The organism is Rhodococcus sp. LMD (assembly GCF_056108245.1).
The window spans coordinates 2254590-2280461 of sequence record NZ_CM148557.1 but is presented as its reverse complement, the minus strand read 5'-3'; the positions used below and the strand labels follow the sequence as shown (position 1 = coordinate 2280461).

General features: G+C 70.6%; 22 protein-coding genes. 13 read left to right on the top strand and 9 right to left on the bottom strand.

What is annotated here, in order from left to right; all coding sequences use genetic code 11:
- Positions 1–109: 109 nt before the first annotated feature.
- Positions 110–796 carry an iron-dependent transcriptional repressor DtxR gene (locus ACWPQI_RS10680; RefSeq protein WP_010592606.1) on the top strand — a complete coding sequence of 229 codons (687 nt, stop codon included), beginning with the start codon at positions 110–112 and terminating at the stop codon, positions 794–796.
- A gap of 52 nt (positions 797–848) precedes the next feature.
- Positions 849–1841, top strand: a complete 993-nt coding sequence (galE, locus tag ACWPQI_RS10675; protein ID WP_026137735.1) for a UDP-glucose 4-epimerase GalE — start codon at positions 849–851, stop codon at positions 1839–1841.
- A gap of 10 nt (positions 1842–1851) precedes the next feature.
- Here the strand turns inward: galE and ACWPQI_RS10670 are convergent, their stop codons facing one another.
- Complete coding sequence (locus ACWPQI_RS10670; protein WP_010592609.1) at positions 1852–2985, bottom strand: DUF4192 domain-containing protein; 1134 nt, start codon at positions 2983–2985, stop codon at positions 1852–1854.
- A 164-nt stretch (positions 2986–3149) separates the two neighbouring features.
- Positions 3150–3908: a sensor domain-containing protein gene (locus ACWPQI_RS10665; protein ID WP_474738794.1), complete on the bottom strand. Its 759-nt coding sequence runs from the start codon at positions 3906–3908 to the stop codon at positions 3150–3152.
- A 138-nt stretch (positions 3909–4046) separates the two neighbouring features.
- Here ACWPQI_RS10665 and ACWPQI_RS10660 point away from each other — a divergent pair, with 138 nt between their 5' ends.
- The 5 genes from ACWPQI_RS10660 (at position 4047) to ACWPQI_RS10640 (ending at position 11036) form a co-directional block, all read left to right on the top strand.
- Positions 4047–5000, top strand: coding sequence for a proteasome assembly chaperone family protein (locus ACWPQI_RS10660; protein ID WP_010592611.1), 954 nt, complete (start codon positions 4047–4049; stop codon positions 4998–5000).
- 182 nt (positions 5001–5182) lie between these two features.
- Entirely contained in the window at positions 5183–6220 is a 1038-nt protein-coding gene (locus tag ACWPQI_RS10655) for an alpha/beta fold hydrolase (protein WP_010592612.1), read from the top strand.
- A 108-nt stretch (positions 6221–6328) separates the two neighbouring features.
- On the top strand, positions 6329–8833 hold the full coding sequence (locus ACWPQI_RS10650; RefSeq protein WP_474738793.1) for a DEAD/DEAH box helicase: 2505 nt from the start codon (positions 6329–6331) through the stop codon (positions 8831–8833).
- A gap of 3 nt (positions 8834–8836) precedes the next feature.
- Complete coding sequence (locus ACWPQI_RS10645; RefSeq protein ID WP_064066339.1) at positions 8837–10279, top strand: amidohydrolase; 1443 nt, start codon at positions 8837–8839, stop codon at positions 10277–10279.
- A gap of 4 nt (positions 10280–10283) precedes the next feature.
- Positions 10284–11036: a LysR substrate-binding domain-containing protein gene (locus ACWPQI_RS10640; RefSeq protein ID WP_048772814.1), complete on the top strand. Its 753-nt coding sequence runs from the start codon at positions 10284–10286 to the stop codon at positions 11034–11036.
- 77 nt (positions 11037–11113) lie between these two features.
- On the opposite strand, the gene ACWPQI_RS10635 is transcribed toward ACWPQI_RS10640, so the two are convergent.
- Positions 11114–11491, bottom strand: coding sequence for a VOC family protein (locus ACWPQI_RS10635; RefSeq protein ID WP_064066338.1), 378 nt, complete (start codon positions 11489–11491; stop codon positions 11114–11116).
- Positions 11492–11584: 93 nt separating this feature from the next.
- Positions 11585–12241 (bottom strand): hypothetical protein, encoded by a 657-nt coding sequence (locus ACWPQI_RS10630; RefSeq protein WP_064066337.1) that lies wholly within the window; start codon positions 12239–12241, stop codon positions 11585–11587.
- 136 nt (positions 12242–12377) lie between these two features.
- Between ACWPQI_RS10630 and ACWPQI_RS10625 the strand changes: the two genes are divergently transcribed.
- From ACWPQI_RS10625 to ACWPQI_RS10610, 4 genes are all read left to right on the top strand, one after another.
- Positions 12378–13427 (top strand): alpha/beta fold hydrolase, encoded by a 1050-nt coding sequence (locus ACWPQI_RS10625; RefSeq protein ID WP_064066336.1) that lies wholly within the window; start codon positions 12378–12380, stop codon positions 13425–13427.
- Between the two features lie 111 nt (positions 13428–13538).
- A complete protein-coding gene (locus ACWPQI_RS10620; RefSeq protein ID WP_010592619.1) occupies positions 13539–14126 on the top strand; it encodes a cysteine dioxygenase family protein in 588 nt (195 codons plus the stop codon).
- 49 nt (positions 14127–14175) lie between these two features.
- The gene (locus ACWPQI_RS10615) at positions 14176–15267 is read left to right on the top strand and encodes an MBL fold metallo-hydrolase (RefSeq protein ID WP_474738792.1); all 1092 of its coding nucleotides are present in this window, start codon (positions 14176–14178) and stop codon (positions 15265–15267) included.
- Positions 15268–15378: 111 nt separating this feature from the next.
- Positions 15379–15642, top strand: coding sequence for a hypothetical protein (locus ACWPQI_RS10610; protein ID WP_010592622.1), 264 nt, complete (start codon positions 15379–15381; stop codon positions 15640–15642).
- A gap of 38 nt (positions 15643–15680) precedes the next feature.
- On the opposite strand, the gene ACWPQI_RS10605 is transcribed toward ACWPQI_RS10610, so the two are convergent.
- Entirely contained in the window at positions 15681–16943 is a 1263-nt protein-coding gene (locus ACWPQI_RS10605; RefSeq protein WP_048772808.1) for an aminotransferase family protein, read from the bottom strand.
- 58 nt (positions 16944–17001) lie between these two features.
- On the opposite strand from ACWPQI_RS10605, the gene hrpA reads away from it, so the two are divergent.
- Complete coding sequence (gene hrpA, locus ACWPQI_RS10600) at positions 17002–20922, top strand: ATP-dependent RNA helicase HrpA (RefSeq protein WP_010592624.1); 3921 nt, start codon at positions 17002–17004, stop codon at positions 20920–20922.
- A gap of 24 nt (positions 20923–20946) precedes the next feature.
- Here the strand turns inward: hrpA and nrdR are convergent, their stop codons facing one another.
- Together nrdR and ACWPQI_RS10590 are read right to left on the bottom strand one after the other, a co-directional pair.
- A complete protein-coding gene (gene nrdR, locus ACWPQI_RS10595) occupies positions 20947–21420 on the bottom strand; it encodes a transcriptional regulator NrdR (protein WP_010592625.1) in 474 nt (157 codons plus the stop codon).
- Positions 21421–21612: 192 nt separating this feature from the next.
- Positions 21613–22236: a LysM peptidoglycan-binding domain-containing protein gene (locus tag ACWPQI_RS10590; protein ID WP_474738791.1), complete on the bottom strand. Its 624-nt coding sequence runs from the start codon at positions 22234–22236 to the stop codon at positions 21613–21615.
- 277 nt (positions 22237–22513) lie between these two features.
- Here ACWPQI_RS10590 and lexA point away from each other — a divergent pair, with 277 nt between their 5' ends.
- A complete protein-coding gene (gene lexA / locus ACWPQI_RS10585; RefSeq protein ID WP_010592627.1) occupies positions 22514–23227 on the top strand; it encodes a transcriptional repressor LexA in 714 nt (237 codons plus the stop codon).
- Positions 23228–23298: 71 nt separating this feature from the next.
- Here the strand turns inward: lexA and ACWPQI_RS10580 are convergent, their stop codons facing one another.
- Both ACWPQI_RS10580 and ACWPQI_RS10575 read right to left on the bottom strand, forming a co-directional pair.
- Positions 23299–24441, bottom strand: coding sequence for an acyl-CoA dehydrogenase family protein (locus ACWPQI_RS10580; RefSeq protein ID WP_010592628.1), 1143 nt, complete (start codon positions 24439–24441; stop codon positions 23299–23301).
- Between the two features lie 80 nt (positions 24442–24521).
- Positions 24522–25871: a uracil-xanthine permease family protein gene (locus tag ACWPQI_RS10575; RefSeq protein ID WP_411741183.1), complete on the bottom strand. Its 1350-nt coding sequence runs from the start codon at positions 25869–25871 to the stop codon at positions 24522–24524.
- Position 25872: the final 1 nt, after the last annotated feature.

Genomic DNA, 25872 nt, shown 5'->3' with positions numbered 1-25872 from the left:
CGAAGACCTCGGCGTGCCCACCGCCCACCGCGCCGGGCGGGGCCGCTCGGGGTTCACCCGCCGGGGGTTTCGCCCGGTTAGAATCGGCCGCAGACGAAGGGGTGTGAGAGTGAAGGACCTGGTCGATACCACGGAGATGTACCTCCGGACGATCTACGACTTGGAGGAAGAGGGCGTCGTGCCGCTGCGTGCGCGCATCGCCGAACGCCTGGAGCAGAGCGGCCCGACTGTGAGTCAGACCGTCGCCCGGATGGAGCGGGACGGGCTGCTGCGGGTGGCGGGCGACCGGCACCTCGAGCTGACCGAGAAGGGCCGCGATCTGGCGGTGTCGGTCATGCGCAAGCATCGGCTCGCCGAGCGGCTGCTCGTGGACGTGATCGGCCTCGACTGGGAGAACGTGCACGCCGAGGCCTGCCGCTGGGAACACGTGATGAGCGAGGAGGTCGAGCGCCGCCTCGTCGAGGTGCTGCACAACCCCACGACGTCGCCGTACGGCAACCCCATCCCCGGACTGGACCAGCTCGGCCTGGACCGGCCGGTGGCGGCGGACGAGCCGCTGGTCCGGCTCACCGAGATTCCGCCGGGTAAGCCGACCGCCGTGGTCGTGCGACGGCTCGCCGAATACGTGCAGTCCGATCACGAGGTGATCGGCCGGCTGCGGGAGGCGGGGATCGTGCCCGACGCACGCGTTACAGTCGAGACGAAGCCTGGGTCGGTGGTCATCAACGTGCCCGGCCACGACGGCTTCGAACTTTCCGACGAAATGGCCCACGCGGTGCAGGTGAAGCAGGTCTGAGGCAGGCCCGTTCGCCGGCCCTGCGCGGGCCGGCGAAGAAGGGGCGCACAGCGTGAGGCTTCTGGTGACCGGCGGCGCCGGGTATGTGGGCAGCGTCTGCAGCACGGTGCTGCTCGAGCAGGGACACGAGGTGGTGGTCCTCGACGATCTGTCCACCGGCAACGCCGACGCCGTGCCGGCCGGCGCGGAGTTCGTCGAGGGCGACATCGCCACCGCCGCCGCGACGGTGCTCGGCGACGGCGCTCGGCCCCGATTCGACGGTGTGCTGCATTTCGCGGCGCAGTCGCTGGTCGGCGAGTCCGTCGAACAGCCGGACAAGTACTGGCACGGCAACGTCGTCGCGACCCTCGCCCTGCTCGACGCGATCCGGCGATCGGGAACTCCGCGGCTGGTGTTCTCGTCGACGGCGGCGACGTACGGCGAACCGGAGCAGGTCCCGATCACCGAGGACGCCCCCGCCCGTCCCACCAACCCGTACGGCGCCACGAAACTCGCCATCGACCATGCGATCTCGTCCTACACGCGGGCCTACGGGCTGGCCGCGACGAGCCTGCGTTACTTCAACGTCGCGGGTGCGTACCACGGCGCCGGGGAGAACCGCGTGGTCGAGACCCACCTGATTCCGCTCGTGCTGCAGGTGGCCCTCGGCCAGCGCGAGCACATCTCGGTGTTCGGCACCGACTGGCCGACCAAGGACGGTACGGCGGTGCGGGACTACATCCATGTCAAGGACCTCGCCGACGCCCATCTTCTGGCACTGGAGTCCGCCCGTCCCGGCGAACACGCCGTCTACAACCTCGGCAGCGGTGAGGGTTTCACCGTCCGGGAGGTCATCGAGGCGTGTCGCCGGGTGACGGGGCTGCCTATCACGGTCGTCGACGCCGCCCGGCGTGCCGGGGACCCGGCCGTGCTGATCGCCTCGAGCCGCCGCGCCGTCGAGGAACTGGGCTGGAAGCCGCAGCACACGAGCCTCGACGAGATCGTCACCGACGCGTGGGCCTACCTGCAGGGGCTCGGCGACCGGTCGCACGCGGCACGGCGCTGAGCGGCCGAGGTCACGCCGCCGGCTCCGGCGGGGGCATTCGCACCCCGAGCCGCGCGGCGATCTCGTAGCCGGTGTCGGCGAGACCGCGCACGGTGTGCGGCCGCAACCCGGCCTGCAGGGCCTGGTCGAGAAGGTCGGCCAGCCGGTGCCGCGGATTCGATTCGAGTGCGACACCCAAAGCGACCCCGGCGAGCGGCCCGTCGCCACGTACGTATGCGCTGTAGCCGACGAGAGCGGCGGCCTCGGCTCGTTCCGGGTCCGGGAGACGCCGGGTGAGCGCGATCCACAATCGTTCGGCAGTGTCGGACTCGGCACCCGTCGCGAGGGCCATCACCGCGTCCCGCACGGTCGAGTTCGACAGCAGGACTGCGAGTTCGGCGAGTTCGGGGGCGAGCAGTTCGGCGCCGTCGCCGTGCCGGGCGATGTGACTCAGGACGGCCTCGAGTTCCTGACGGTCGGCGCGCTCGCGGCCGCCGGCACGGACGGCGAGTTCGTAGGCGAGGTCGCGGGTGTCGATCGCCTCGTCGATGTGGTCGGCGACCTGCAGCCGTCCGGGCATCGGCACGGGGGCCAGCAGGTCGGCGAGTTCGGCGCGCGACCGTCGGATGGCTCCGCCCTCGAAGACCCGAGCGGCGGCGACGGGTGAGGCCTGCGGGTCCGGCACCGTCCCGTGCACGCCGCCGACGAGCGCGAACCATATCTTGCCACAGGCGACTTCGGAGACGGCGTGGGCGCCGGCGATGCGGATCCCGTGACGATCGAGACGGACGGCGAAGTCGTCGAGCAAGCGGCAGGCTGCGGCGACGGCGGGGGCGTCCGGATGGTCGAGGCGGTCGTCGACGAGGACGACGAGCACGGCGTCGGCGCCCTCCCGGTCGCAGAGCGCACCGAACCGCTCGAAGACGTCACGCATCGCGGCCGGTACCGGATCGTCCTCGCCGGGAGGCAGCATCAGGTCGTGGCGCATGACGGCGCCGACGGCCGCGGACCGGGCGCCGTCGCGTCCGCCACCCGCGTCGGACGCGAGACTCAGCACGATCAGCGACCGCGCGGGAAGGAAGCCGAGCATGGCCGGCACGGCGGCGATCAGTTCACCCGGATCGGTGAGTCGCAGCGGGCGGGGCGAGGAAGTCGATGTGGTCATGGCCCGACTGTCCCCGACGGTCCGCGCCCCCGGAGACCGTGCGACCCGGATTCGCCGAATCTGGGGACGAACGCCCCGGTTGTGGACAACTACGGCGGTTGCGGGAGTCCGGACCGCCCGTTGTCGGCGGGCGCTGGTAGCGTGCCGCGCTCGAGCGACTGCACTCAGGCGGCGCGAACACGCTCCACGCTCGCGTCGAAGACCCGGGTGAGGCCGCCGGTGTTGGCGGGCCCGGCACCGAAGGACATGTAGGTCACCAGCACCCGCACGTCGCCGAGCTGGGCGATGCGGCTGGTCATCGACTGGGTGACCACCTCCCGGCCCTCCCCCGACCGGACGGTCCGGGTGAAGGCGAGGGTCTCGACCCCCGGGGGCGCCGGGGGCGCCGACGGGTCGAGCGTGGTGGTCACGGTGGCGGTGACGCCCCGGCGGGTCGCCGCGACGACGGGGCATTCGACGAGATGCTCGCGGTAGGCGGCCAGCTCGTCGGTGACGGCGACGAGTTCCACCGAGATGGTGGCCCGGCTGTCGTTGTCCGTGCCGACCACCATCGCGGTCCCGTCCGGGCCGAAATTCTGCGGCGGTGGCAGGCAGCCGGGTGGATCCACCTTGGCACCCTCGGGCACGCCCGTGAGATCGGGAGCGGCCTGGGCGACCGCCTGCGGCGGGAGTACCACCGCGTCGTACGGCTCGGGGAACTCCTCGGGGGGCAGCAGCAGTTCGGCGAGGGGGCGGCTCGCGGTCGCGGCGTCGCCCGTGGTGGCCAGCGCGGCCGGCTCGGGCTGGGGTGTCCCGCCGACGGTCGACGAGCACCCGGCGGCGAGCAGCAGCACCGCGCCGAACGCGGTGGCGCCCAGCCGGCGGCCGGGGGCCGGGGGGCGGCGCGGCGGCCGGACGTCGTCTCCTGCGCTGTGGGGTGCCACCGGACCTCCGCTGTCGCGTTCCGCCGGGTCACGCCCCGGCGGAAGCTGATCATCAGTTCAACTAGACTCGAACTCCACCATGCCACGCCGGGGACCCGGCGGTATCACGGCGCCCCGGATCGAACGGAGGATGTTCGCATGGACGACCAGTCCCGCATGTACGAGCTCGAGTTCCCTGCGCCCCGGTTGACGTCCGCGGACGGCGAGGGCCCCGTCCTGGTGCACGGCCTCGAAGGGTTCGCCGACGCGGGGCATGCGGTACGGCTCGCCACCACACACCTGCGGGAGAGCCTCGAAAGCGAGCTCGTCGCGTCGTTCGCCGTGGACGAGCTGATCGACTACCGGTCCCGGCGCCCGACCATGACGTTCAAGGCCGATCACTTCTCGGATTACGCCGCCCCGGAGCTCAACCTGTACGCCCTGATCGACACCGCCGGTACTCCCTTCCTGCTTCTCGCCGGCGCGGAGCCCGACCTGAAATGGGAGCGGTTCATCACCGCGGTGCGCCTGCTGGCCGAGCAGTTCGGCGTCCGGCGCACGATCGGGATCAGCGCGATCCCGATGGCGATTCCCCACACCCGCCCACTGGGCGTGACCGCGCACTCGACGAACAAGGACCTGATCGCCGATCACCATCGCTGGACGGGCGAACTGCAGGTGCCGGCGGGGGTGTCGTCACTGCTCGAGCTGCGGATGGCGCAGCACGGTCACGAGTCGGTGGGGTTCTCGGTCCACGTGCCGCACTACCTGGCACAGACCGACTATCCGGGTGCCGCCGAGACGCTGCTCGAGAACGTCGCCGAAGCCGGGGGCCTCGGGCTGCCCCTGGCCGCGCTCGGCGAAGCCGCCGCGCGCGTGCGCGAGCAGATCGACGAGCACATCGCCCAGAACGAGGAAGTGCAGGCGGTGGTCCGGGGACTCGAGCGGCAGTACGACAGCTATGTCGCCGCGCAGGAGCAGCAGGCCGCCCAGCTGCCGACGGACGAGAATCTGCCGACCGGCGAGGAGATCGGCGCCGAGTTCGAACGTTTCCTCGCCGAGTACGAGGATCGCGGCGGAAACGGGCCGGGTGAGGCGGAACCGCCCGCCTGACCGGGTTCGAATCGCCGCCGGTCCGACCCCTGATCATTACTCTCTCGTTACCTTTGACGTTGTGCAGGTCACATACAGTCAGTACGCTCGGTTCGACGAGTTGAGCGGAAGGGTCGGGCCGGCGACGGTCCGGCGCCTCGGACGACACAGGTCGACGAGGATCCGGCGGTCAGGAGACGCACATGGGTTCATCACGCACACGCACGCTCCGGCCGGTACCGGATGCGGAGACTCGGGTGGTCTTCCGGACCATCCACGGTTACCGCCGCGCGTTCCGGCTCGCCGGCGACGGGCCCGCGCTGCTGCTGATCCACGGGATCGGCGACAACTCCTCGACCTGGCAGGAAGTCATCCCGCACCTGGCCCGTAAGTACACCGTCATCGCCCCGGACCTGCTCGGCCACGGCCGCTCCGACAAGCCCCGCGCCGACTATTCGGTCGCCGCGTACGCCAACGGGGTCCGAGATCTGCTGTCGGTCCTGGGCATCGAGCACGTCACGGTGGTCGGGCATTCCCTCGGCGGCGGCGTCGCGATGCAGTTCGCGTACCAGTTCCCGCAGATGGTCGACCGGCTCATCCTGGTCTCGGCAGGCGGCGTCACCAAGGACGTCCATCCCGCCCTGCGCCTGCTGTCCATGCCGGGCCTGAGCGAGGTCCTCAAGCTGCTCCGGCTGCCGGGCGCGATGCCCGCGGTACGCGTCGCCGGCGGCCTGCTGGGGCAGTTGCACGACACGCCGCTGCGGCCGGGGGTCTTCCTGCACGACACGTCGGATCTGATCCGCGTCCTGAGCGGATTGCCCGATCCCACCGCCTACGAGGCGTTCCTGCGCACACTGCGGGCCGTCGTGGACTGGCGCGGGCAGGTGGTGACGATGCTCGACCGCTGTTACCTGACCGAGAACCTGCCCGTGCAGCTGATCTGGGGAGATCACGACAGCGTGATCCCGGTGAGCCACGGTTACCTGGCGCATTCGGCGATGCCGAATTCCCGGCTCGACGTCTTCCGCGGCGCCGGTCACTTCCCGTTCCGCGACGACCCCATCCGGTTCCTGCGGGTGGTCGAGGAGTTCCTCGACTCGACCGCGCCTCTCGTGTTCGACGAGGAGCGCTGGCGTGAGTTGCTGATCAACGGCGTCAGCGAGAGCCAGATCACCGGCGGCCCGGCCACCCGGCAGGCCGTGCTCGGTGCGATGGGCGCCGACGAGCGCAGCGCCACCTGAGCGCCCCGCCCACCGTGGCGAGCGGCGGACTCGACGGGGACGGGCGCCGCGGTCCGCGGCCGGCCGGCGCGTCGGCGCGGTCCCGCCGGCAACAACTAGCCTGGAGCGGTGCTGCTTCCGGAACTGATCCCCGACATCGTCGACGAGGACTCGTTGTTCGACGCCTTCACCGCCTTCACGACCGGGCGCGGCCTCTCGCTGTATCCGGCGCAGGAGGAGGCGCTGCTCGAACTGGTCTCCGGGTCGAACGTCATCCTCGCGACGCCCACCGGGTCGGGCAAGTCGATGGTCGCACTCGGTGCGCACTTCTTCGCCCTGGCCACCGGTAAGCGCACGTTCTACACGGCCCCGATCAAGGCCCTGGTCAGTGAGAAGTTCTTCGCGCTGTGCGAGGTGTTCGGCGCCGATCGGGTCGGGATGATGACCGGTGACGCCTCGGTGAACCCCGGCGCCCCGATCGTCTGCGCCACCGCCGAGATCGTCGCCAATCTGGCGCTGCGCGAGGGCGCCGACTCGGACATCGGCCAGGTGGTGATGGACGAGTTCCACTTCTACTCCGAGCCGGACCGTGGCTGGGCCTGGCAGGTGCCCCTCGTCGAGCTGCCCCGTGCGCAGTTCCTGTTGATGTCGGCGACCCTCGGCGACGTCACGTTCCTGCAGAAGGACCTGACCCGTCGCACCGGCCGCCCCACCACCGAGGTCTCCGGCTCCGAGCGGCCGGTGCCGCTGTCGTTCACCTATTCCCAGAAGCCGATCGGCGAAGAGATCGAGGAACTGGTCACCACCCATCAGGCCCCCGTCTACGTCGTCCACTTCACCCAGGCCGCCGCCCTGGAACGAGCGCAGGCCCTGACCAGCGTCAGCATGTGCTCCCGCGAGGAGAAGGAGGCGATCGCCGAGGCGATCGGCGCGTTCCGGTTCTCCACCGGTTTCGGCAGGACGCTCTCGCGGTTGGTGCGGCACGGTATCGGCGTGCACCACGCCGGGATGTTGCCGAAGTACCGGCGACTCGTCGAGCGGCTGGCCCAAGACGGCCTGCTCAAGGTCATCTGCGGCACCGACACGCTGGGCGTGGGCATCAACGTGCCCATCCGGACGGTGCTGCTGACCGGCCTGACGAAATTCGACGGCACCCGGACCCGGCAGCTCAAGGCCCGCGAGTTCCATCAGATCGCCGGCCGCGCCGGCCGCGCCGGGTTCGACACGATGGGCACCGTCGTGGTGCAGGCACCCGAGCACGAGATCGAGAACGTGCGGGCCCTCGCCAAGGCCGGTGACGACCCGAAGAAGCGCCGCAAGGTGCAGCGTAAGAAGGCTCCCGAAGGGTTCGTCTCGTGGGGCGAGGGCACGTTCGACAAGCTCGTCGCCGCCTCCCCCGAGCCCCTCACCTCGCGCTTCTCCGTGAGCAATTCCATGTTGCTGAACGTGATCGCCCGTCCGGGCAGCTGCTTCGAGGCGATGCGTCACCTGCTCGAGGACAACCACGAGACGCGCCCGGCCCAGCGCCGGCACATCCTCAAGGCGATCTCGCTGTATCGGGGGCTCGTGCAGGCCGGCGTGGTGCAGCAGCTCGACGAGCCCGACGAGTTCGGCCGGACGGCGCGACTGACGGTGGACCTGCAACGCGACTTCGCGCTGAACCAGCCCCTGTCGCCGTTCGCGCTCGCCGCGATCGAGCTGCTCGACATCGACTCCCCCACCTACGCGCTGGACGTGGTGTCCGTGATCGAGTCGACGCTCGACGATCCGCGGCAGATCCTCATGGCCCAGCAGCACGCCGCCCGTGGTGAGGCCGTGCAGCAGATGAAGGCCGACGGCATCGAATACGAGGAGCGGATGGAGCTCCTCGAGGAGATCACCTGGCCGAAGCCGCTCGCGGACCTGCTCGAGCCGGCCTTCGAGACGTACCGCACGGGGCACCCGTGGGTCTCGGAGTTCCCCCTGTCCCCCAAGTCGGTCGTGCGGGACATGGTCGAGCACACCATGACGTTCGCCGAACTGGTCGGCCACTACGGGCTGGCCCGCTCGGAGGGGCTGGTGCTGCGCTACCTCGCGGACGCCTACCGGGCCCTGCGCCAGACGGTTCCCGACGCGGCCCGCACCGAGGAACTCGAAGACCTCACCGAGTGGCTGGGCGAGCTGATCCGCCAGGTCGATTCGAGCCTGCTCGACGAGTGGGAGTCGCTGACCAATCCCGGCATCGAATCCGACGATCAGCAGGTGGCCTTCGGTGCGGACGTGCCCAAACCGATCTCGGCGAACCCACGGGCGTTCAAGGTGATGGTGCGCAACGCGATGTTCAAGCGGGTGGAACTGGCGTCGCGACGACGCTGGGACGCACTCGCCGGCCTCGGCGACGGACTCGAAGCGCAGGACTGGGCCGATCTCCTCGAACTGTACTTCGAGGAGTACGACGAGATCGGCACCGGTCCCGACGCGCGGGGCCCGCAACTGTTCACCGTCGTCGAGGAGGAGGACCTGTGGCGCGTCCGGCAGACCCTGGCCGACCCCGAAGGCGACCACGGCTGGGCGCTGCTCGGCGAGGTGAACCTCGCCGAATCCGACGCGGCCGGCGAGGTCGTGTTCGACGAGTTCGAGATCGTCGAAGGCTGAGCCGTGCCGCCGCACCTCGTCCTGCGCAATGCCCGCACCGCTCCCGGCGCCGACCCGGTCGACCTGCCGATCACCGGCGACCGCGTCGTCTCCGATCCCGCGGGCGGCGCCGAGGTCGTCGACGTCGGGGGGCGACTGGTACTGCCGGGACTGTGGGACGCGCACGTGCACTTCGACCAGTGGGCCCTCGCGCACGCCGCGCTCGACCTGTCGGGCGCGACGTCGGCCGCGCACGCGGTCGCGCTGGTGGCCGCCCGCCTGGTCGTCGACCCCGCTCCCGTCGTGGTCGCGCGCGGCTTTCGCGACGGGCTGTGGCCGGACGCACCCACCGCAGCGGTGCTCGATGCGATCGCCCCCGCCCGGCCGGTCGTCGCGCTCAGCGCGGACCTGCACTGCGCCTGGTTCAATACCTCCGCGCTACAACACTTCTCGCTGCATCCACATCCCACGGGATTGCTGCGCGAGAGCGAGTTCATGCCGCTGATGAACGACATCCAGCGCGTGGACGCCGAGGTGCGCGACCGGCTCGTGGACGCCGCGGCCCGAGCGGCCGCGGCCCGGGGTGTCGTCGGGGTCGTCGACTTCGAGATCGCCGACAATCTGGCCGCCTGGTCACGCCGCATCGGCGCCGGGACGCGGTACCTGCGTGTCCGGTGCGGCATCTGGCCCCGGTGGCTCGGTGCCGCGATCGCGGCGGGAATGCGGACCGGCGACCCGGTGCCCGGCACGGCGGGTCTGGCGACGGTCGGTCCCGTGAAGGTGATCGTCGACGGGTCGCTCGGTACCCGCACCGCCTACTGCCACGAGCCGTATCCCGACGGCGAGCACGGGGTGCTGACTGTGCCTCCGGAACAACTCGAGCCGCTGATGCGCCACGCCCACGACCACGGGTTCGAGAGCGCAGTCCACGCGATCGGCGACCACGCGTGTGCGCACGTGCTCGACGCGTTCGCCGCCACCGGGGCACACGGCAGCGTGGAACACGCTCAGCTCGTGGCCGAGCGCGACGTCCCACGCTTCGCGCGGTCCGGTATCGCGGCGAGCATCCAGCCGGCGCACGTGTACGACGACGTGGACCTGGCCGAGCGGTACTGGCCCGGCCGGACGCACCGCTCGTTTCCGTACGCGACGCTCCACGCGGCGGGCGCGCGCCTCGTCCTCGGCTCCGACGCACCGGTCGCACCCCTCGATCCGTGGCGGACCCTGGCCGCCGCGATCGACCGCACCCTGCCCGACGGCCGCGTCTGGCACCGCGAGCAGGAACTGGATCTGCAGGTGGCGCTCGCAGCGTCCACCGGCGGCCGGACCCGCGTCACCGCCGGTGACGTCGCCGACCTCGTGGTGCTCGACGCGGACACGCTGCCCCGCTCCGGCGCGGAGCTGGCCGCGACGGCGGTGTGGGGCACGATGCTCGGCGGCCGTTGGACGCACGGGCCGCTAGCCTGAGCGGGTGAGCGAAGAGTCCGCCCCGGCGTTCCGGCTGGGCTACGTCCCCGGTGTCACCCCCGGGAAATGGGCGCGGGTGTGGGCGGAACGGATACCCGACGTCCCCCTGGAACTGGTACCGGTGGCGGCCGCGGCCGGCGAGAGCGCGGTGCGCGACGGCACGGTCGACGCCGCGGTGCTGCGATTGCCGCTGCCTCGCGACGGACTGTCGGTGATCAATCTCTACACCGAGACGTCGGTGGTGGTTGTGCCCGAAGACCATGTGGTCGCGGCAGTCGACGAACTGGACGTCGCGGATCTCGCGGAGGAAACGGTGCTGCACCCGCGCGACGACGTGCTGGACTGGGCGCGCCTGCCGGGACAGGAGGCGTTCGAGCGGCCGGCTACGACGGAGGCGGCCGTGTCGTACGTCGCCTCGGAGGTGGGGGTGCTGGTCGTGCCGCAGTCGTTGGCGCGGCTGTACCACCGCAAGGATCTGACGTATCGGCCGGTGACCGACGCCCCGCAGTCCCAGGTGGGACTGGTGTGGCCGTCGGAGCGGACCACCGAGCTGGTCGAGGAGTTCGTCGGGATCGTGCGGGGCCGCACCGCCAACAGCTCGCGGGGCCGGCAGGACGAATCCCAGCCGAAGCAGAAGCGGCGCGGGGAACGCCAGGGTTCGCAACCGAGGAAGGTCGTCGGCGACAAGAAGCCGAAGACCCGCCGCGGCAATGCGGGACGCCCGAAGAGCGCCGGACGTGCGCGGCGGCGTCGATAGCGGGTCCGGCGCGGTGACCGGTCTCGGAGCGGGGAGGCTGCAGGACACCGCGCGCGGAGCCCGGCGTACCCGGCGGCTCACCCCGAACGCACGAGGCAGAACACGTGGCCGCCCGGATCACGGTAGGTACGAAAGGTAGGGCTGGGATTGGGACCCGCGACGCGGGTCGCACCGTGCCGCAGGGCCCACGCCTCCGCGGCCTCGAGGTCGTCCACCTCGAGGTCCAGGTGCGCCTGCAACCGCACCCTGCCGTCCGGCCACGTCGACGGGGTGAATTCGGGTGCCAGCTGGAACGCCAGGCCCCCACCGGCAGGGGCACGCAACTGGACCCAGTCGTCGTCGGTGGCGGCGTCGTCGATGTCCCAGCCGAGCAGCGCGGCATAGAACGAGGCCAGCCCGGACGGATCCGGTGTGTCGAGGACGTAGACCTGCAGTGCGATGGCGGGGCGCGACATGGGCTCATGATCCCGCGAAGTCACCGGCCGGGGCCGGGGAACGCGGCCATTCGACGGCGCGGGCTCCCGTCGACGGCACAGCCCGTGCGGGCTCTACCCGGCCCCAGGGGGCACGACCTCGATCTCGCGTCCCCACGAGACACCGGGAGCGGCGGGCAGCCGGTCTCCGCTCCAGAACCGTCCGGGGTCGTACCAGTTGCTGCCGCGTCCGCGCTGCTCGAGCAGGCCCATCGCCTCGAGGGTCGCGCCCACCACCTCGGCGCAGTACGCGCGCTCGAGGCCCGCGTCCGCCGGACGTGTGCGCCACGGCAGCCGGCCCGCGAACCAGCGCCCCGCCAGCCGGCCCGTCGAGGGGAACGGCGTGCCGTCCAGCCGGGCGACGGTGCGCAGCAGCTGATCCTCCTGCGCCGGCGTCACCTCGACGCCGAGCTGGCGCAGCCAACCGCGCTGGCCGTACCGCGCGCTCCACACCTGCACCGCCTCGCGCAGGTCGTGCAGCTGCACACCGCGGTGGTGCCGGCCGGTCCACATGTCGGGCAGGCTCCTGCCCAGCTCGGCGTGCCACATCAGTGGGGGCAGGTCGTCGAGCACCACTGCCAGGCCGACGTGGTTGACGGGGGCGTTGGTCAGCGTCTGGATCGCGCGGTCGGCGTGGCTGCTGCCGCGAAAGATCCAGAGATCACCGGTGCGGGTCACCGCCACCGCGTCGTCGAGGGTGATCCGGGCCTGCGCTGAGCGCCGCTGCTGCATGATCGACAGCCTCTCACGCGGGGAGGTAGCGGGATCAGGCGCCGGATCGCGGCAGCGGCCGACCCGCCGGCGCCACCCCGCATCGATACGTCTCACCCGAGGTTGACAGTGCGGCAGACGGCGTTACGGTGCAGGGATGGACCACGAGGTCCGGTACGCCGCCGGCGGAGATGTCAGCATCGCATACCAGGTGCTGGGCAGAGCGGGACCCGACCTCGTCTTCGTTCCGGGATTCGTCTCACACCTCGACCTCGCCTGGGAAGAGCGGTTCTTCGCGCGTTTCCTGCGCAGCCTGGGATCGTTCACCCGGCTGATCTGGTTCGACAAGCGGGGAACCGGCCTGTCGGACGTGCCACGGGAGGAGGTGTCCATGGACGCCTGCGTCGAGGACGTCCGGGTCGTGATGGACGCCGCCGGGTCCCGGCGGGCGACCCTGTTCGGGGTCGCCGTCGGCGCCGGGATCTGCACCTCGTTCGCATTGAAGTACCCCGACCGCACACGTTCGATGATCCTGTGGGACGCGCATGCCCGGCTCCTGGAGGACGACGGGTATGCGGCGGGGTGGAGCGAGGAGTTCTTCTCGTCGGTCCTGGCCGGCATCGACGAGGGGTGGGCGACGGGCTCCGGTATCGCGTCGATGAATCCGACACTGGCCGGGGACGAGCGGTATCGATCCTGGTTCGCGCGTCACGCCCGGGCGGCGGCGGGCCCGGCGCAGGCACGGGAACTGTTCCGGCTCTGCGCCGCGACCGATCTTCGTCCGAGGCTGCACGAGATCCGAGTTCCGACGCTTCTGCTCCACCACGTCGACGATCCGTGGCTGTCGGTCGAACACTCCCGCTACGTCGCGGCGCGCATCCCGGGCGCGACCCTCGTCGAACTACCCGGGATCGATCACTGGCCCTGGATCGGCGACATGGACGCGGTGTTGATCGAGATCGAGGCCTTCCTGACGGGGGTACGGCGGGGCCGCCGGAACCGCCCGGCGTGGGGGCCGGAGGCCCTGACCACCCGGGAACGAGAGGTGGGCGCGCTGGCGGTCGCCGGACTCAGCTCCCTCGAGATCGGCCGGCGCCTGTTCATCGGCGAGCGGACGGTCGAGACCCACCTCGCCAACATCTACGCGAAGCTCGGCATCAACTCGAGGGTGGAGCTGGTGCGGCGAGCGGTCGACTTCGGTCTGTGAGCCGGCCTCCGGCACCGCCGGGACGGCGCGCGACGTCCGTACTGGTACCGATGCACTCATCTCTGGTGAGCGCATACCGTTCTCTTCGAAAGCGGTTGCAGGAGGTGCATCATGAACAGGCACGCCGAACTCGGCCACCGGCAGTCGATTCACGATCTGATCCCTCGCCTGCGACAGGCGTCCACACTGCGCGACGGACCGGAGTCGGTCCGTGCGGTTCTGGCCGCGGCAGTCGCCGACGACAGCGACTGGCTGGACCCGCAGTACCAGGAGCGTCCCGAGACGCGGGACTGGGTGCTGTACCCCGTCCACCGGGCCTCGGACGGGCACCTGTCGATCCTGGTGGCGGTGTTCAGGGCCGGAGTGAGCACTCCGGTCCACAATCACGGTGCGTGGGCGGTGGTCGGCGTGTACCGGGGCCGGGAACGTGAGACGTGGTATCGCCGGCTCGACGACGGGCGTGTGCCGGGCAGAGCCCGGCTCCAGGTTGCCGACACCTTCGTGAACCCGCGGGGCACGGTGACCGTCGTACCCGACGGAACGATCCACTCGGTGGAGGCGCTCGACGGGACCGATGCGATCTCGATCCACGTCTACGGCACGGACATTCTCACGCAGAACCGCAGCACGTTCGATCTGCGGACGGGGAGCGAGGCGCCCTTCCGTCCCGACTTCACCGACCTCGGATCCGAGCGCTGACGGCCCGGCGCCGACGGCTGTTTCACCGTATCCACCGGAAGGAGGAGGGGTGACGACGAGAGCGGAGACCCGCGATCGACGATCCGCCGGACAGCTGCCGGAGCGGGACCCGGTACGGGTGGAGCTCCGGCCGGTCGACGCGGTCGATGTGACGACGCTGGTGGACAACTCCTCCGACGTGCTTCTGCCCGACGTGGGGCCCGTCCGCCGCTGGGGGCTGGCCGGATCGGCAGGTCCGCTCCCGATCGTCCCCAGCGATCTGGCGGTCGGATTCCGGACTGTCGACCTCCTCCGCGCGGAGCACGGGTTCTCCGTACTGGTCGAGATCCGGGTCGGCGAAACCACGCACCGCGTCCTCTACGACGCGGGGGCCACGCCGGACGGGCTGATGGCGAACCTCGATCGGCTGGCGATCTCCCCGGACGGCATCGAGGCGATCGTGTTCAGCCACGGCCACTTCGACCACGTCATGGGTCTGCAGGGCCTCGCCCGCCGGCTCGGCTCCCGGCGCCTGCCGATCCTCGTGCACCCCGACTTCTGGACGCGCCGGCGCATCGTCGGTCCCGGCGGCGCCTTCGAGCTACCGACACCGAGCCGCGCGGCGATCGAGGGCGCGGGGTTCGTCGTCGTCGAGAACCGGCGCCCCTCCTTCCTGCTCGACGGAATGCTCCTGGTGACCGGCCGGATCGCGCGGACCACCGGGTACGAGACCGGCATGCCGGGCCATCAAGTCCACCGGGACGGCCGCTGGCGGCCCGACCCGCTGATCCACGACGACCAGGCCGTCGTCCTGCACCTCCGCGAGCGGGGACTCGTCGTTCTCACCGGATGCGGGCACGCCGGGCTGATCAACATCCTCGAGCACGCCGAGCGGCTCACCGGGGTCGGCCGGCTCCACGCCGTCCTCGGCGGGTTCCATCTCCGCGACGGTCCGATCGTCCCTCGGACGGTGACCGCCCTCGCGGCGGCGGACCCGGCCGTGGTCGTGCCCGCCCACTGCACGTCCTGGAAGGCGCAGCACGCGCTGTTCACCGCCCTCCCGGACGCGTTCCACCCCAATGCCGTCGGTAGTCGATTCGAGTTCCGGACACGCCCGCAGCCGGATACGACCGGGACGCAAGGATCACCGGACAGGCCCTGAAACACACTGTCCGCCCGGAGCGTCCGGGAGATCGCGCCGGTCGACGGTGACGAGCATCGGTCACAGGTGAGCGCGGCCCCAGCCCGACCCCTGCCGTCTAGGCTCGCGCGCATGGCATTGAAGGGCAGGCAGTGGTGGAAACTCGTCGGGCTCGCCGGAGCGGTCGGCGTCGCCGCGACGGGCGCAGTCGTGATGCGCGACGAGCGCAGGCGGCGTGCGTACACCCCCGACGAGGTACGCACGAAGCTGCACGACCGCTACGCCCGCGTCGCCGCCGCGCACGACACGCAGAGCGCGGTGCCCCTGGACGAGGTGACCACGGGACTGTGCACGCGGATCCGCACCGGGTTCCGGGGGATCCGGATCCGCCGCTGAGGCGACCCGCCCGGCCGGGCGGCTGCGCCGGCCGCCGATCACCCCAGGGCGGAGGCGAACCCGTCCGCGAGGTCCTGCACCTGCTCGTCCGTCATCACGAACGACGGCGAGATCTGCAGTGCACCCTGCCCCGCGGCCCGGCTCGAAATCCCGTGCTGCCGAAGCGTCTTCACGAACTGCAGCGCCTCGGACGCGTCGGCGAGCTGCACTGCGGCCACGGCACCGAGACCGCTGCGGACCTCCGCGACGCGCGGGTGCTCGGCCAGCGGGGACAGCTTCTCGTGCAGGGTCCGCTCCAGCCGCGCCGACTCGGCGAGCAGGTTCTCGCGCTCGAGGATGTCCAGGTTCGCCAGGGCCGCCGCCGCGGCACCGGCATGCCCGCCGTAGGTGTAGCCGTGCCGCCACCACACCCCGCCGGCGAAGAACGGTTCGGCCACCTTGGGCGACACGAACACCGCGCCCATCGGCACGTACCCGGAGGTGAGCCCCTTCGCCGTGGTCATCAGGTCCGGTTCCAGACCGAGCCGGTCCGAGGCGAACCACGAGCCGCCGATGCGGCCGAAGCCGGTGACCACCTCGTCGACCACGAAGAGCACGTCGTGCTCACGGCAGATGTCGCGGACCTCGGCGAGATAGCCCTCCGGCGGCAGGTACACGCCGCCCGCGCCGATGATCGGCTCGCAGAAGAACGCCGCGATCCGGTCGGCCCCGACCCGTTCGATGAGGGCGAGCAGCGACTTCGCGTCGTCCCACGACACCTTGGCGGCGTCGTCCCAGAGGTCGCCGTACCCCTCGGCGTTGACCGGGATTCCGGCGAGGGACGTGCCCCCGACGTGCATGCCGTGATAGGCCTTCTCCCGGCTGACGACGAGGGTCTTCTCCGGCCGTCCCAGCTCCTGCCAGTAGCGGCGCGTCAGCTTGGCCGCCGTGTCGATCGAATCCGAACCGCCGGAGGTGAAGAAGATCTTGCTGCCGGGAACGGGTGCGATCGTGGCGAGCCGTTCCGCCAGTTCGACGGTCGGCTCCGCGGCCAGGTCGCCGAAGTTGGAGTAGTGCGCCACCTTCGCCAGTTGCGCTGCCACCGCGTCACCGATCTCGGAGCGGCCGTGACCGACGTTCGCGAACCAGAGGCCGGCGGTGGCATCGAGATACCTGGTGCCGGCCCGGTCCCAGATGTAGGCGCCCTCGCCGCGCGCGACGACGAACGCACCGTCCCGTTCGACGGCACCCATGTCTGCGAACCCGTGCCACAACGCGCCCACGATCTGCTCCTGTTCCACGAACGGCGATGAAACCGCCATCCTATGCGCCGGGCGGCGCGCAGCGAGAACGCGCGCTTCGCTAGGCTGTACATCCAGCATGTCCACCTCACGCGAGACTCCGCACTCCCCCGCCCCGCCCGGGCCGACACGCCGTGACCTGAAGTCGGCCCTCACCGACGTGTCGCTGCGCGACGAGCATCGCCTTCGCCGGCGGCTCGACCGGGCCCGCCGGCCCGGGGACCTGGCGAAGATCGCCGCCGAGATCGAGCAGGCCCGACTGCGGCTCGCCGCGCGGGTGGCCGCCGCGCCGACCGTCACCTATCCCGAGAACCTCCCGGTCTCGCAGCGCAAGGACGACATCGCCGCCGCCATCCGCGACCACCAGGTCGTCATTGTCGCCGGGGAAACCGGGTCCGGCAAGACCACCCAGATCCCGAAGATCTGCCTCGAACTGGGGCGCGGGGTGCGCGGCCTGATCGGGCACACGCAGCCGCGCCGCATCGCCGCCCGCGCGGTCGCCGAGCGCATCGCCGAGGAACTCGACTCCGAGCTCGGCGACACCGTCGGCTACACCGTCCGGTTCACCGACCAGGTGTCGGACGCAACCCTGATCAAGCTGATGACCGACGGCATCCTCCTCGCCGAGATCCAGCGCGATCGGCTGCTGCGCCGATACGACACCCTCATCATCGACGAGGCACACGAACGCAGCCTCAACATCGACTTCATCCTCGGCTACCTCAAGGAACTGCTGCCCCGGCGACCGGACCTGAAGGTGATCATCACCTCGGCGACGATCGACCCCGAGCGGTTCGCGAACCACTTCGCAGCAGCCGACGGCACGCCCGCACCCATCGTCGAAGTCTCCGGCCGCACCTATCCGGTCGAAGTCCGCTACCGGCCCCTGACGATCGAGGTGGGCGACACACTCGTCGACCGCGACCCGGTCGACGCCGTCTGTGAGGCGGTCGAGGAACTCGCCGCAGAAGGCGACGGGGACATCCTCGTCTTTCTCTCCGGTGAACGCGAGATCCGGGACACCGCCGATGCCCTGCGCGACCGCAGACTCCGGGGCACCGAGATCCTGCCCCTGTATGCACGGCTGTCGGCCGCCGAGCAGCACCGGGTGTTCACCCCGCACACCGGCCGGCGAGTGGTGTTGTCCACCAACGTCGCCGAGACCTCGCTCACCGTCCCGGGCATCCGCTACGTCGTCGACCCCGGCACCGCGCGGATCTCCCGCTACTCGGTGCGCACCAAGGTCCAGCGACTGCCGATCGAGGAGATCTCGCAGGCCTCGGCCAGGCAGCGGTCCGGGCGCTGCGGTCGTGTCGCCGACGGCATCTGTATCCGGCTGTACTCGGAGGAGGACTTCGAGGCCCGCCCCGAGTTCACCGAGCCGGAAATTCTGCGCACCAACCTCGCCTCGGTCGTGCTGCAGATGACGGCGCTCGGACTCGGGGACATCGCCTCGTTCCCCTTCGTCGAAGCCCCCGACCCGCGCGCCGTCCGCGACGGCATCGCGCTGCTCGAGGAGCTCGGGGCGCTCGAGCGGGCCGCGAAGGACGAACTGCCCCGGCTCACCGGGACCGGGCGCGAACTCGCGCTGCTGCCGGTCGATCCGCGGATGGCACGGATGATCGTGGAGGGGCACCGCAACGGATGCCTGCGCGAGGTCCTGATCATCGTCGCGGCCCTGTCGATCCAGGACGTGCGCGAGCGACCGGCCGAGTTCCAGCAGGCGGCCGACGAGAAACACGCCCGGTTCGCCGTGGAGGGCTCGGACTTCCTCGCGTACCTGCAGTTGTGGGACTACCTCAAGCAGCAGCGGAAGGAACTGTCGTCCAGCAGGTTCCGCAAGATGTGCCGCGACGAGTTCCTGCACTGGCTGCGGATCCGGGAATGGCAGGACCTGCAGGGCCAGCTCCGTCAGATCACCCTGAATCTCGGCTGGGAGACCCGGCACCAGGACGTCGGGCCCGACTCGATCCACCAGTCGCTGCTGGCGGGGCTGCTCTCGCACGTCGGCCTGCGCGAGGGCGAGAAGCGGGACTTCCTCGGCGCGCGCGGAACCCGGTTCGCGATCTTCCCCGGTTCGTCGCTGGCCAGGAAGCCGCCGCGCTGGGTGATGGCGGCCGAGCTCGTCGAGACGTCGCGGCTGTGGGCCCGGACGGCGGCGCGCATCGAACCCGAGTGGGCCGAGAAGCTCGCGCCGCACCTGGTCAAACGCACCTATTCCGAACCGCACTGGTCGACCAAGCGCGAGGCGGCCATGGCCTACGAGCGGGTCACGCTCTACGGCATCCCCCTGGTGGCGCAACGGCCGGTGCAGTACGGGGCGATCGACCGGGAGACCTCCCGCGAGCTGTTCATCCGGCACGCCCTCGTCCAGGGCGAGTGGCGGACGCGCCACAAGTTCTTCCATGCCAATCGCGCGCTGCTGGACGACGTCGAGGCGCTCGAGCACCGGGCCCGCCGGCGCGACATCCTCGTCGACGACGAGACCCTGTTCGACTTCTACGACCAGCGCGTCGGACCGGAAGTCGTGTCGGCGCGGCACTTCGACACGTGGTGGAAGAAGGAGCGGCAGAAGAACCCCGAACTGCTCACCTTCACCCCAGACACGGTGGTCAACCAGGACGCCGCCGCGGTCCTCGGCGGCGACTACCCCGACGCGTGGCGGCAGGGCGATCTGCAGTTCCCCCTCACCTACCAGTTCGAGCCGGGCACGGAGGAGGACGGCGTCACCGTCCGCATTCCCGTCGCGCTGCTCGCCGGGGTCCGACCCGTCGGCTTCGACTGGTCGGTGCCCGGCATGCGGGTCGACCTGGTCACCGCTCTCATCAAGACGCTCCCCAAACATCTTCGCCGCCAAGTGGTTCCGGCACCGGACTTCGCCGCGGCGGCCCTCGCGTCGGTCCGGCCCCGGTCCGAGCCGCTCGTCAACGCGATGGCCCGGGAACTGTCGCGGCTCGGGGCGACACGGATCGAGCCGAGCGACTTCGAGCCGACCGCGCTGCCGGACCACCTGCGGATGACGTTCGCCGCCGTCGACGAACAAGGATCGGTTCTCGCGCGCAGCAAGAGCCTGACCGATCTGCGGAGGCGGCTGGGAACCCGCGTCGAGGCCGAAGTCTCGCGGGCGGCGTCGAGCACCGAACGGGAGCCGGCACTGGTCTGGACAGCCGAGACCCTCGGCACCCTCGAACCGACGGTGACACGCACCGTGGCCGGACAACGCGTGACGGGATATCCGACGCTGGTCTCCGAGGATCGTGGTGTGGCGGTCCGGGTGCTCAGCACCTCGCAGGCGCAGCAGGCCGCGATGCGCACCGGGTTGCGGGCACTGCTCCTCGAGGCAGTCCCCATGCAGGCGCGCGCTGCTGCGTCGGGCCTGAGCAACAGCGAGCGGCTGGCGCTCGGACGCAACCCCGACGGCTCCTTCGAGGATCTGCTCGAGGACTGCCGGGCCTGCGCGGTGGACGAGTCGATCGTCCGGCACGGCAAGCCGGTACGCACACCCGACGAGTTCAGCGCGTTGGCGAAGGTGGTGCGCGCCGAGTTGCCGGGCCGGGTCGCGGCGCTGCTGAAACTCGTCGTGCCCGCCCTGGCGCGCGCGCACGACGTGGAAGTCCTGCTCGAGAAGGTGCGCGGCGAGGCTGCCGAGGACGTGCGGGAACAGCTGGCCTCGCTGCTGTTCCGCGGATTCGTCACCGAACTCGGCAGTGCCCGGCTCGCCGATCTGCCCCGCTACCTGGCCGCGGCGGCGCATCGGCTCGAAGCGCTGCCGGCGAGCGCGCACCGCGATCGGCAAGGCATGGACGTGCTGGACCGGGTCTACGCCGAGTACGACCGCCTGCTCGCACGGCTGCCGCAGGAGCGGGCCACCGCCGCCGAGGTGGTGGCGATCTCGTGGATGATCGAGGAGCTACGGGTCAGCCTGTTCGCCCAGCATCTCGGAACCCGTGGGCCGATCTCGGAGCAGCGGATCCTCAAGGCCGTCGCGGCGATTCGCTGAGCGGCGACGCGTCCCGCCGGGCGCTCAGTTCTCGGATCCGGTCTCGCGCCGGTGCTGGTGCTCGCGCAGCTCCTTGATCTCGCGTTCGAAATCCTCTGCGGAGCTGAAGGACCGGTAGACGGACGCGAACCGCAGGTACGCCACCTCGTCCAGGTCGCGCAGGGGTCCGAGGATGGCCAGACCGACCTCGTTGCTCGGAATCTCCGGGGACCCCTTGGCCCGCACCGCGTCCTCGACCTGCTGGGCGAGGAGGTTGAGGGCATCGTTGTCGACGTCGCGTCCCTGACAGGCGCGAGCTACGCCGCGCACCACCTTCTCCCGGCTGAACGGTTCGGTGACGCCGCTGCGTTTGACGACCGACAGCACCGCCGTCTCGACCGTGGTGAACCGTCTTCCGCACTGGGGGCATGCCCTCCGGCGCCGGATCGCGGCCCCCTCGTCGGCTTCACGGGAATCGACGACGCGGGAATCGGGGTGCCGGCAATACGGGCAGTACATGTCGATTCCTTCGTCGTAGCCGTGCTGGCCGCGACGTCGGCGTCGAACCGATGCCGTCCTCCCGAGACCGGACCCACCGGCAGGCGAATCGCTCTCGGCGCGACCACACGAGGTGGTGTCACTGACAAGAGTCGACAATACCTGCATACCCGGGTCGTCGGCCGAACCCGGTGCCTGCCCGCCCATGCCTGTTCACCGCGGCGCGGAGGCCGGAACGAGCAGGGTCTGGCCGGTGCGGAGGCGACCGTCCGGCATGGCATTGAGGTCGAGGATCCGCTCGATCGCCTCGGACCGGGACAGACCCGGAGCCACCCGGGCCGCGACGTCGCCGAGCGATTCGCCCGCCTGCACGACGGTGACGTCGGTGCGTGCGGCGCCGGCCGCGACCTGACTGGTGCGCAGGTGCGCGATGCCGAGCAGTCCCGCAGTCACGAGCGCGGTCAGCAGCGCCGTCGCCAGTATCGTGCCCGGGCGGGTGTGTGCGACCTCGGCCGGCCGGTGCGGGACGCGTGAGACCCGGACCGGAGCGCGCCGGTAGTCCACGATCCCCCCGTCCGGACGGACGGGAAGCCGGCGGGCGGGCGCCTCGTGGGGGCGCCGCACGAGATGCGTCGTCCCTGCCCGGCGTACCCGGTCCTCGGTGTCCTGCGGCCCGGTGTCCTGCGGCCCGGTGTCCTGCGGCCCGGTGTCGTGCTGCCCGGTGTCGTGCGGCCCGGTGTCGTGCGGCCCGGTGTCGTGCGGCCCGGTGTCGTGCGGCCCGGTGTCGTCGAACTGCCGGTGGTTCCGTTCGGTTCGGCGCACTGCTGATGTCCTCATCGAGGCCTCCGTGTCACTCGCCCGCGGGACGGTGCCCGCGACGTGTCGCTCGTCCGCGGGAGCAGGACCCGCAGCGGAACTTCGGTCATCGCTCGATCGACGGCCGTTCGATCACCTGTTCGAAGGAACGTATGTTCGATGTGTACCACGTCGCTCCGACAAAGTCAGCACAACGGGCGGAAAACGTCGAACAGATGTTTGATAACCGGGCCGCGGAGAGCTAGATTCGATCCATCACATCCAGCACATCCGACACACGACGCACGGAGGTCACGACATGACGGACGGCCATCCCCCGGCGGGGCGGAGCCGGACGACCACCGCGGATCCGGCCGTCGGCCTCACGGAACGCCAGCGCCGCGTCCTCGAGGTGATCCGCGAATCGGTCACCCAGCGCGGCTACCCTCCGAGCATCCGCGAGATCGGCGACGCAGTGGGCCTCAACTCCACCTCGTCGGTGGCGCACCAGTTGCGCACCCTCGAGCGCAAGGGTTTCCTCCGGCGCGATCCGAACCGTCCCCGCGCGGTGGACGTGCGCGGGCTCGAGGATTCGCAGCCGCCGGCGCCGCAGGCGCAGCCGGTGGACGGGGTCGATGTCGCCGCCGAGTCGGCCACGGCGGCTGCCATGGTCCCCGTGCTGGGCAGGATCGCCGCGGGCGGGCCGATCCTGGCGGAGGAGTCCGTCGAGGACGTGTTCCCGCTCCCGAGAGAACTGGTGGGTCAGGGTTCGCTGTTCCTGCTCAAGGTGGTCGGCGAGTCGATGGTCGACGCGGCCATCTGCGACGGCGACTGGGTCGTGGTGCGCCAGCAGAACGTCGCGGACAACGGGGACATCGTCGCCGCGATGCTCGACGGTGAAGCGACCGTGAAGACGTTCAAGCGCGTACACAACGACGTGTGGCTGATGCCGCACAACCCGATGTTCGAACCGATCCCGGGCAACGACGCGGTAATTCTCGGCAAGGTCGTGACCGTGATCCGCAAGATCTGACCTCGCCCCTTCCGCAGAACGCGCACGGCGGCGCCGCGATTCGCGGCGCCGCCGTGCATGTCCCGGTGGGGTCAGAGATTCAGGCCGCGGCCGATGATGTCCTTCATGATTTCGTTCGTCCCGCCGTAGATCTTCTGCACGCGGGCGTCGAGATACGCCTTCGCGACCGGGTATTCACGCATGTAGCCGTATCCGCCGTGCAGCTGCAGGCACCGATCGATCAGCTCGACCTGCTTGTCGGTGGTCCAGAACTTGGCCATCGCCGCCTCCTGCACGCTCAGGGTGCCGGCATTGAGCTGCTCGATGCACTTGTCCACGAACACGCGTGCAAGGGTGGTCTCGGTGGCCAGCTCGGCCAGCTCGAAACGGGTGTTCTGGAAGCTGCCGATCGACTTGCCGAATGCCTTGCGGTCCCGGCAGTACTGCATCGTGTCCTCGAGCACGGCTTCCATCGCCGCCGCCGCCACCACCGCGATCGACAGACGTTCCTGCGGCAGGTTCTGCATCAGGTAGATGAAGCCCATGCCCTCCTCACCGAGGAGGTTGGCGGCAGGCACCCGCACGTCGGTGAAGTGCAGTTCGGCGGTGTCCTGCGCCGCGAGGCCGATCTTGTCGAGGTTGCGGCCCCGCTCGAAGCCCGCCATCCCGCGCTCGACGACGAGGAGCGAGAAGCCCTGCGCGCCCTTCTCCGGGTCGGTGCAGGCGACGACGATCACCAGGTCCGCGTTGATGCCGTTGGTGATGAAGGTCTTGGAACCGTTGAGGATCCACTCGTCGCCGTCGCGCACCGCGCGGGTCTTGATGCCCTGCAGGTCGCTGCCCGTACCGGGCTCGGTCATCGCGATCGCAGTGATGATCTCGCCGGAACAGAATCCCGGCAGCCAGCGCTGCTTCTGCTCCTCGTTCGCCAGCTTCAGCAGGTATGGGGCCACGACGTCGTTGTGCAGCATGAAACCGATGCCGCTGAACCCTCCGCGGGTGGTTTCCTCGGTGACGATCGTGTTGTAGCGGAAGTCCTCGACACCGCCGCCGCCGTACTCCTCGGGCACGGCCATGCCCAGGAAACCCTGCGCGCCGGCCTTCTTCCAGACCTCGCGGTCGACGATCTTGTCCTGCTCCCACTGCTCGTGGAAGGGAGCCACCTCCTGCTCGAGGAACTTCCGGTACGACTCCCGGAAGAGTTCGTGCTCGGGCTCGAAGAGGGTGCGTTCCATGTGCGCTCCTGTATCCGATGACGTACGTCACGCTCACGGTAGACATCGGAAGGCCCGTCTGACGCTGACAGGAACGAGCGTTATTTGTGACCGGACACGCCGGGCGCTCGACGGCGCAGGTCCGCCGCGCGGCGCAGGAGCGGGTAGGCGATCAGGATGCCGATCGAACCCCACGCGATGCCGCCGAGCTCGACGGAGCCCACGGTGAGGGTGAGGTCGCCGATCCCGGCCACCAGCGCGGCGGCGGCCACCATGAGGTTGACCGGATCGGTGAAGTCGACCTTCGCCTCCATCCAGATCCGCACGCCGAGAATGCCGATCAGGCCGTACAGGACCAGGGTGGCGCCGCCGAGCACCCCGTCGGGGACGGTGAAGACGAGGGCCCCGAACTTCGGCGAGAAGGCGAGGACCACGGCGGTCGCGGCAGCCACCCAGTACGCCGCGGTCGAGTACACCCGCGTCGCGGCCATCACGCCGATGTTCTCCGCGTAGGTGGTGGTGCCCGAGCCGCCGCCGACCCCGGCGAGCGTCGTGGCCAGGCCGTCGGCGAGCAGCGCGTCGCCCGCGACGTCGTCGAGGTTGCGGCCGGTCATCGCCGCCACGGCCTTGACGTGGCCGACGTTCTCGGCGACGAGAACCACCACGACGGGCAGCGCCAGCAGCACCACGGAGAGCTCGAACGCCGGGGCGCGCAGTTCGGGCAGGCCGAACCATGCGGCGTCACGCAGGGCCGTGACGCGTTCCTCGGCGAGTCCGCCGGTGACGGCGGCGAATACCCAGCCGACGACGACGCCGACGAGAATGCCGAGACGGCCGACGAGTCCGGGGCCCAACACGGTGACGAGCAGGATGGCGGTCAGCGTGATCGCCGCGACGAGCGGCTGGGCTTCGAAGGACCCGACCGCGACCGGCGCGAGATTCAACCCGATGAGCGCGACGATCGCGCCGGTCACCACGGGGGGCATCAGTGCGTCGACGACGCGGGATCCCAGCGCCCTGACGACGAGTCCGACGAGGACGAGGGCGAGGCCCACGGCGACGATGCCGCCGAGCTGGGCGGCGGGGCCCTCCGCGGCCGAGGCCGTCAGCGGTGCGATGAACGCGAACGACGAGCCGAGGTAGCTCGGTACCCGGCCGCGGGTGATCAGCAGAAACAGGGCGGTGCCGACGCCGGAGAAGAGCAGCGTCGTGGTGACCGGGAAGCCGGTGATCGTCGGCACGAGCAGCGTCGCGCCGAACATGGCGACGACGTGCTGCATGCCGATGCCCACGGTGCGGGGCCAGGACAGTCGTTCGTCCGGGGCGACGACCTCGCCGTCGGCAACGCGACGCCCGTCGCCGTGCAGGGTCCAGCCCAACCCGGCCGTCCGTGTCCTCAGTTGTTCCTTCACAACGGGGAATGGTAGGCGCCCGCCCCGGTCCGGTCGCATC